We start from the raw sequence: 8,838 nt of genomic DNA on the forward strand, positions 1-8,838 counted from the left end.
CACGCTCCTTGAGCTCATCCTTGTGGTTGCCATCATCAGTATCATGAGCGCCATTGCGGTGCCGGCGTTCAGCAGTCTGTACGGCGATTTCCGGCTCAAGTCGGTGGTCCGTGAGATAAGGGATATCATCAGGGATGCAAAACTGCTGAGCATCCAGGACAAGCCATGCGCCATCGAGTTCAATCCCGACAGGAGTTTGATCACGCTCGTTTCCGGCAAAGGGGACGATGACAAATGGGGAACCGGCGACGAGTCCGTTGTCAGAAGATTGGCACTTCCCGGTGGAATCAGTTTCGGTTATGGCAGTCGTGGTCCCATAAAGGGTTCCAACGAGCATAAAGACGGCATATCATTTACGGATAATCGGTTTGCCTGCTTGACCGGCATTACGGGTGAAAAAGGCACGGTCTATCTCCAGAGTCAGTCCGGCGGGGCCATGGCGGTTACGGTTAATGACGGAGAATTCAACCTTCATGTGCGCAAGTGGAGCGGGGGGGAGTGGGTCGATATCTAGCTCTATTACGCACTGGATGAGCGGAAAGGCTATGCAAATTTTGCATAGCCTTTTGTTTTCTGGTAGAGGATACGGCTGGGAAATGTCAATGGTTTTGATGGGTTGGCCTGGGATGAGAGGGCGTTCTCATGGCCCGAAAATTGCTTGTTGTGCCTGTGGTGTCGAAAGAGGGAGCGTCACGGCGCTCATAAGTTTGCAATGGGCACAATGGGAGAAGGGCTATGAAACGGAATATTTCGCGGTTGACGTCACTTTCCTGCCTGGCGGCACTGCTGGCGGTTGCCGCGCCGGCCGTGGCGGCCACCATGAACGACTACTGCATTCAGCCCCCCTTCATCAACGCGTCCATCCCGCCGAACCTGCTCATGCTCATCGACAACTCGGCCAGTATGTACGACCTGGCCTACGTGGACAAGGGGAACGAGAGCAACGGCACCTTCACCCGCCAGCCCTACTACTGCTTTGACCTAACCTACGACAGTGCCACGAAATATGTCGGTTATTTTGATCCGGTTACCTACTATTCCTATAACTTCGGCTCGGAATCCTTTGAGGCGGTGGCGGTCACCGATTTCCCCGCCGCGGGGAGCTGCACCAAATATATCGCCAACAACCTCTGTATCGTTTATGCCGGCACGGACGTCACTTCCTTCGTCGCCAAGGGGAACTACCTCAACTGGCTCGCGGCGTCGAAGTTCGACGTGCAGAAGGAAATCCTGACCGGCGGCAAATACGAGTCGGGAAAGCTTGTGGCCGAATCCCGGGGGTGCGTGGGGCAGCCCTTCGTCAAGAAGCCCAATACAGGTGATTTTGTCAACTATTCAAGCCCTGAGACCAATAACCCCAACACTCCCCTGGGGATAACCTTCGGCGTCCGGGGCAAGTCCCATCCCCACAATCCCTCCGCCCCCTCCCTGGGGGGGCAGACCGAACTCGACATCTACCTGGGGAACTACAACCAGGGGCCGTGCCAGGACGCGGTCAAGGCCATCACCAGCGGCGGCAATGCCGACATTAAGCAGGCGGTGGATGCCTGCCTCGCCCCCATTGGGATCGTACCTCCAACCGCAGTCACCAAGACCAAGGTCTCGTTCCAGCAGAGCATGCAGGCCTGCTGGCAGTATCGGGAAGGCCGGCCCATCGGCACGGACGATATCAACACCGTCAAGAACCAGTGCACGGACCTCTACGATGAGTACGGCACATGCTCCAACGACCCGAAAAAGGTCTGCACGTCCGATGCGGCGTGCAATGGCAACAGCTGCATCTTCGGCCCCTCCGCCATAACGCCGGGCAACCCGGCCCTGCTCTGTGGTTCGGGGTATGAGGGCCAATATTTTACGCTCAGCGCCGCCACCGGCACGTGCAAGAAAAAGAATTCCCCCGACGGGGGACCCTGTGCGAGCGACGATGACTGCACCGACCCGGGCTACAAGTGCAGCGGCGCGGCCGGCGTGGGGTGGGTTCTCAAGCCGGGCGTCACGGAAGCGGCCATGATCGCCACCCATGAGCAGTTCTGCAACGACATGACCGCCCCGCCGGTGACGGACCCCACCGATTCCCCCTCCGATACGGCCATGTACGACAACGTGCCGGCCATCCTCACCGGCGTCGGCCTGGAGGCCCAGCTCAACCAGCCTATTGCTACTCTCAAGGTCCGTCTCAGTACCGCCGCCCAGCCCACCGGCCTCGTGCAGGATTATGCCGACCGGATACGGTTCGGGGTGATGCAGTTCAACGATTACGGCTCGGAATCGGAGACGGCGGCCCTCGGCGCTCCCAGGGTCTGCTCCAATGATCCTCCGAAAATCACGTGCACCTCCGATGTCGACTGCGGGGAAGGAAATACCTGTAATGCAACCACGGCAGGGACGAACAACACCGACGGCGGAACGGTCACGCATTATATCGGCAAGGGGAAGTGCTCCGTAACCACAGCCACCCTATGCGCCACCGATGCCAACTGCCCCGGCGGCGAGCGCTGCATTTCGGATGGGGCGGGAGATCACACGACCAGCGGTACGCTCGTCAAGGCCATTGACGACATCCGCGCCGCCACCTGGACCCCCTTTGCCGAAGCCATGTACAACGCCATCGGCTACTTTGCCAAGGATACGACCGATGCCTCGGGCAAGTCCAGCCGCGCTGACGTCAGGCTCAACACCACTGAAGACCTGTCGTTCCCGCTGGACAAAAACCCTGTCCAGTACCGGTGCCAGTCCAACAATATCCTGATCATCAGCGACGGCATGTCCACGGCCGACCAGAACGGCAACGTCTCCAGCCTGGCCCAGCTCTACACGGCGGCGGGGGGGGAGACCGGCACCTGCAGCCAGTACGCCGGGAGCAAGAACCTCGACAACCTGGCCTGGCTGGCTCAGAACCGCAATATCCAGACGTTCAGCACCACCACCGCCTCGCCGGATGTGCCCAATAAGGCCAGCGAGGCCATCAACACCTTTGTCGTGTTCACGGGTGAGTCCAACGGCCAGGCTGGCGAGTGCAACTCTGAAACCCTCATGGAGCAGACGGCCATCAAGGGGCGGCAAATCAAGGAAGGGGATCCGGACCTCTTCCGGGCCGAGGACCCTGGTCAGTTGGAAGATCAGCTGAGAAGCGTTTTTGATCAGATTGCCAATAGAACCGCCTCCGGTACGGCGGCCTCGATTCTTTCCAACAGCGAGGGGAGCGGGGCCAGCATTCTCCAGGCGGTCTTCTACCCCAAGAAGGATTTTCTGGACAACACTTCAGCCACATGGCTCGGCGAGATGCAGAACCTCTGGTATTATGTGGACCCCAATATCGGCAACAGCACCGTCCGGGAGGACACGGAATACGACGGCTCCACCCGTGCCCTCAACCTCAAGGGTGACAAAGTGGTCAGGTTTTTCTTCGACCCCGACGACCCCAACGGGCCGAAGACCAAGGCGAGCCTCACGCCGGACACCGACGGCGACGGCGACGGCGACGGCGCTGGCACCGAAGTCGACCCGGATGTAATCAAGAGCCTCTGGCGGGCCGGCAACCAGCTCTGGTCCCGGGAAACGTCCCGGGATATCATCACAACGTGCCTCAAGGCGACCTGTGCCGAAACCGAAAAAACCATGGCCTTCTCAACTGCCAATGCCAGCGTGCTCAGGCCCTATCTTGGTGCGGCGACCGATGCCGAAGCGGAAAAGCTCATCCAGTACGTGCAGGGCACTGATTTCTCGGATTTCCGCTCCCGAACCGTCACAACAACGAACTTCCTGACGGGAAATACCGAAACCCATGTCTGGAAACTGGGGGACATCATCTCCTCCACTCCCCGCATTCTCTCGCCCCTGCGGCTCAATACGTACCACCTGTCGCTGCCGTCGGGCTACAATGACGCCTCCTATACGTCGTTCCTCGGTTCCAACCAGTACAAGAACCGCAATCTCGCGTTTGTGGGGGCCAATGACGGCATGCTTCACGCCTTCAGACTCGGCACCATGGACGTCCGGGCCAGAGGTTTTACCAAGGCAACGCTCAACGGCACGGACATCGGCAAGGAGGTGGGGGCCTTCATCCCGCAGCATACGCTCCCGTACCTGAAATACTTGGCAAATGACGATTACAGCCACCTGTTCTTTGTGGACGGTCCCACTCTCATCTTCGACGCGAGCATCGGCAAGCCCGGCAGCTGCACCCAAGACAGTTATGCCGATTGCGTCAAGCAACCGGTGGTTATTGACGGCAACAAGAATCTCGATGCCACCAAGAATCCCTGGAGGACCATTCTCATCGGGAGCATGGGGCTCGGCGGGGCGGCCAAGAGCAAGCTGGACTCCTGCACGGCTGATCTGAACGGTGACGCCGAGGTGGACGGCAAAGATTGCGTCAGGACCCCCATAACCGACCCGAAGGATGCGACCAAGGGGTTCGGCTACTCCTCCTACTTTGCCTTTGACTATACGGACCAGGACAACCCCAAGCTGCTCTGGGAGTTCTCCGATCCCCAACTCGGCTTCTCGACCTCGGGCCCGGCCATCATTCGCGTGGGGGACCCCATCAAAAACGGCAAGTGGTTCGCGGTCTTCGCCTCGGGCCCCACCGGCCCCATTGACCCCGGCACCCACCAGTTCCTGGGCCGCTCCGACCAACCCTTGCGGCTTTTCGTGCGCGATCTTTTGACGGGAGACCATGTCGCCATCATCGATACGACCACGGCCGGCCCCATCGACAACGCCTTTGCCGGATCGCTGGTGGGGGCCGCCATCGATACGGATCGCTGGAACTCCATGTCCGCCGGCCTCTACGAGGACGACGCCCTTTACTTCGGCTACGTGCAGAAGGACACCTCCACCGGTACCTGGACCAAGGGGGGGGTGCTCCGGCTCCTGACCAACGAAAGTACGAACATCTCCGACTGGACATTGAGCCCGGTCATCAAGGATATCGGTCCCGTCACCTCCGCCATCGGCAGGCTCCAGGACCGCAAGAACAAGAATCTCTGGCTCTACTTCGGCACCGGCCGCTACTACTTCAAGAAGACACTGGACAACCAGGACGACGATTTTACTACGAGGCAGGCCATCTACGGCATAAGCGAGCCGTGTTACACGAACAGCAACGCCCTGGACGGGGAATGTACGACTACCCTTGCGGCAACGGACTACACCCTTGAGAGGAGTGACCTGACCGACCAGACCTCCGGCGCGGCGGCCAGCAACGACAAGGGGTGGTACATCAATCTCGATGAGAAATCGGGTGTCTTCGGCGCAGAAAGGGTGGTCAGCGACCCCACGACCCTCACCAACGGCCTTGTCATCTACGCCAGCTTCATGCCCACGGGCGACCCCTGTGAATTCGGCGGCAAATCCTATCTCTGGGCCGTCAGGTACGATACGGGGAAAGAAGGGCCCCTCAAGGCCCTCGAAGGGAAGGTGCTGATCCAGCTTTCAACCGGCGCCTTCGAAGAGAAGAACCTGGCCACCTCCTTCACCGACAAGGCGAAGCGGCGCACCGGCGGCGACATGCAGGGGAAACCGCCGGGGGACCAGGCCCTGGTCATCACCAAGAGCGCCAACAAACCGCTGAAGAAGATCCTTCACATCAGGGAACGCTGACATGAACAGCAAGGGTTTTTCACTGGTGGAACTCGTGGTGATCGTGGCCATCATTGGCACGCTGCTGACGATTGGGACCCTGAACTTCAGCGAGATGAACAAGAAGTCTGGCATGGAAACCCAGGTGAAGAAGCTCTATGCCGACCTGCAGGAGACCCGCCAGCAGGCCCTCTACACCAAGAGGCCACGCTCCGTGGTGTTCTCCTCCGGGGCGCTTAGAATCTATTCGTCGTCCAACGTTGCCGTTGCACCCCAATCGGTGATGACATTGCCGCACCCGACCGTATGGGAGGGGACTACGGCGAAACCGGAGCAAATCGACTTTGACACGTGGGGGGTGGCTTTCAGGGAACCACCCGAAGATGGCAAGGCCATCTGCATCGAGCCTGCCGGCAACCCGGCAACCTATGACAGTGTCGTGGTGTATCCCACCATGGTCAAAATCGGCAAACGGAAGGCAGGAGATAGCTGTGCCAGTGCGAATATCACCATCAAGTGACGAACGGGGATTCACCCTCATTGAAGTGCTCGTGGCCGTGGTCATCATGGCGGTGGGGCTGCTGGGAATGCTCCAGGCGATCAACGTCGCCATGGAGCACAACCTGAGAAACCAGTTGCGGGACGAAGCGGTGCGGGTGGGTGAAAACACCATGCACGAGCTGCGGCGCCTCCCCTTCGACAACATTACCGGTACGAGTACGATCACCGTTACGAGGAATATGCGGGGCTTCAGCAAACCGTTCCTGGTGGAGCGGCTCTATTCGCCCGATCCCTCCATTACGAGCGATTGGCGCCGGATTAACCTGTCAGTTCGGTGGGACTACCGAAACGTTCCCTACGTGCATCGTGTCGTCACGGTGAAGAGCCGCTAGGAGATGACAGTGGATTGCGAAACCAGAACCAGCAACACATCCCGGGCGCCATGGGCATTACTCCAGGGAAACAGGGGCTTTTCGCTCGTTGAGCTCATCGTGGTCATGGCCATCTTCCTGATTGTCATTATGGCCACCTCTGACGCCTTCAATACGCTGGTGAGCCATTCCATCCAGCAGACGAAAATCGCCGAGAGCCAGACGGGGGGCATCATCGGCCTCGAAATGATGCGCGTTGACCTGGAGCACGCCGGTTACGGGCTTCCCTGGAGCTTCCCGATAACCCCCGAGTACACGGAGCCTGATCTGGGAACTGGTCTTAGCGATGCTTCCACAGGAGGGGTGCCGCGGGCGGTCCACACGGGTGATAACCAGGGGCCGGCAGGGTCCGACCGCCTTGTCATCCGTTCTACCGTCGCTGGAATGGATGCAACGGCAAAGAAATGGACCTATGCCACTTACTCATCCGTAGGCAGTGTCCTGAAGCAGTGGGACACCGCCGAAGACCTGGCTGCAGGAGAAAAGGTGATTGTTGTGCGGGCCACCAATGTCGACGGTGTCCAGGGAAAGCAGCTGGTCATGAAATCGGCTACCGAGTTCTCTACGACTTATCCCCCCAATGCCGCCGAGTTCAGGCCCCAGGCTCAATCGGATCTTTATCTCGTGTATGGGGTGCATCCTACGGATACCCCGGTCAGGCCCTTCAACCGGGTTGATTACTACCTTGCCACGCCGCCAAAGGTTCCTCAGAGCTGCGCCCCCAATACCTTTACCCTGTTCAAGGGAATCGTCGGCCATGACGGCGATGTCATACCCTATCCGCTGCTGGACTGCGTGGCCGACATGCAGGTGATTTTCGGGGTAGATACCAGTGGTGACGGCGAGGTGGACATGCATCTCAATGAGGTGTCGACATCAGCCCAGGAGATTCGCGACCAGGTCAAGGAGGTGCGGGTCTATATTCTGGCCCAGGAAGGGAAGAAGGACCGGTCGTTCACCTACCCGACCCAGAAAGTGCGGGTTGGGGACTTTGACTCCTCCCTGGGGAGCGAATTCGATCTTGCGGGCATCGGCGCCGACTGGCGGAATTACCGATGGCGGTTGTACACGGTGGTGGTCAACCCCAAAAACCTTGCGAACTGAGTCTCGGAGCGTACGCAGATGGGCCACATAGATAACGAACGAGGCGTTGCGCTGGTCACGGCGCTCATGCTCACCCTCATCTCCCTGGCGATAGCCATGTCGCTCCTGTACATGGTCCTTTCCGGTACAAGGATGTCCGCCGCCCAGAAACGGTACAAGAGCTCCCTTGACGCGTCCCACGGAGCCGCGGAGCTCTTCACCAAGCAGGTGATCGAGCGGACATTCCAGGGGTATTCATCGGCCAAGATCGAAGAGGCATTCAGTACTGTCAACCTTAAGATGGTTGACTCCGCCTGCTTCCAGGACAAGATCGGCAAGCCGACCACCCAGTGGGGATCTGACTGCAGCAGCACCGTCGAACCCACAGACTTCCCCGACATGACGGCCAAACTCTCGGGTACAGGAACGGACTTCAATGTCTACGGCAAAATAGTCGACACCGTTCCGGGCAACTCCGATCTCAGCGGCATCCAACTCGACTCGGGAGCGGGCGTGGCAGGAACGGGAAGCGGCATTTCTCCCCAGCACCTGCCGGGAATCTATACCATAGAAGTTCAGGCAGAAAGCGAGGCAAATGCGCGGGAGAAGGCCCGGCTCTCTGTGCTCTATGAGTACTGAGCGGTGGCAACGGCACGATGGATACGGTTTGTTGACAAAGGGGTGTCAATAATTGTCGCCGCGTGTGCAGAATTGTCAGTTATATGCCACGTGTCGAACCGTCATCGGTCCTAAAGGTCTCTGTTTTCTGGAGTTATTTTGTTTTTCCGCGCAGATGGAATCGAACTTGCTTACAGAGCTACCTAGTACCCACGTGAATAAACAACAACTTAATAGATATCGATAATACTAAACCACCCGCGAGGGTGGGGCGGAAAGCCTACGGGTCTCCCCGAGACAGCCGGGTTGCCGAAATATCACCAGCGTGATTGTTTGGCCCCGGTTTTTTCTTTTTCCGGATTCTGAAACGGCCATCCTTGGGGGCACGACAAGGCGGGTGTCGGGAGAAATATATGCTTCGGATTTATTCACGTTCTGTGAAAGGCATGCCGATAAGAAGTCTGTGGTGCACAATTGCACCTAATAGATTTCAACTTCGTTCAATTTTAACTAATTCCTTGACATTAGTTTCAATTCCAGTACATTTCGCCGTAAACTACCTGGCTTTGCGGGAATGGGCGATGAAATTCAAAAACAACGTCAGAAAGATCAGAGAAGAACG

General features: G+C 58.4%; 6 protein-coding genes and 1 riboswitch. All 6 genes read left to right on the forward strand.

Translation table 11 applies throughout. From position 1 onward, the window contains the following. The coding region (locus RCH91_RS12405) for a Tfp pilus assembly protein FimT/FimU (protein WP_306535276.1) at window positions 1–514 on the forward strand (514 nt) is incomplete at its 5' end. 221 nt (window positions 515–735) lie between these two features. After that, entirely contained in the window at window positions 736–5,604 is a 4,869-nt protein-coding gene (locus RCH91_RS12410; RefSeq protein ID WP_306535277.1) for a pilus assembly protein, read from the forward strand. 1 nt (window position 5,605) lies between these two features. Continuing rightward, window positions 5,606–6,103 (forward strand): Tfp pilus assembly protein FimT/FimU, encoded by a 498-nt coding sequence (locus tag RCH91_RS12415; RefSeq protein WP_306535278.1) that lies wholly within the window; start codon window positions 5,606–5,608, stop codon window positions 6,101–6,103. Beyond that, window positions 6,075–6,476 carry a prepilin-type N-terminal cleavage/methylation domain-containing protein gene (locus tag RCH91_RS12420; RefSeq protein ID WP_306535279.1) on the forward strand — a complete coding sequence of 134 codons (402 nt, stop codon included), beginning with the start codon at window positions 6,075–6,077 and terminating at the stop codon, window positions 6,474–6,476. Before RCH91_RS12415 ends, RCH91_RS12420 begins: the two co-directional genes overlap by 29 nt. A gap of 9 nt (window positions 6,477–6,485) precedes the next feature. Further along, window positions 6,486–7,619, forward strand: a complete 1,134-nt coding sequence (locus RCH91_RS12425) for a prepilin-type N-terminal cleavage/methylation domain-containing protein (protein ID WP_306535281.1) — start codon at window positions 6,486–6,488, stop codon at window positions 7,617–7,619. 18 nt (window positions 7,620–7,637) lie between these two features. Beyond that, complete coding sequence (locus tag RCH91_RS12430) at window positions 7,638–8,237, forward strand: pilus assembly protein PilX (RefSeq protein WP_306535282.1); 600 nt, start codon at window positions 7,638–7,640, stop codon at window positions 8,235–8,237. Window positions 8,238–8,454: 217 nt separating this feature from the next. After that, window positions 8,455–8,530, forward strand: a riboswitch (cyclic di-GMP riboswitch). Window positions 8,531–8,838: the final 308 nt, after the last annotated feature.

The organism is Geobacter sp. (assembly GCF_030834625.1).
Lineage (GTDB): Bacteria > Desulfobacterota > Desulfuromonadia > Geobacterales > Geobacteraceae > Geobacter.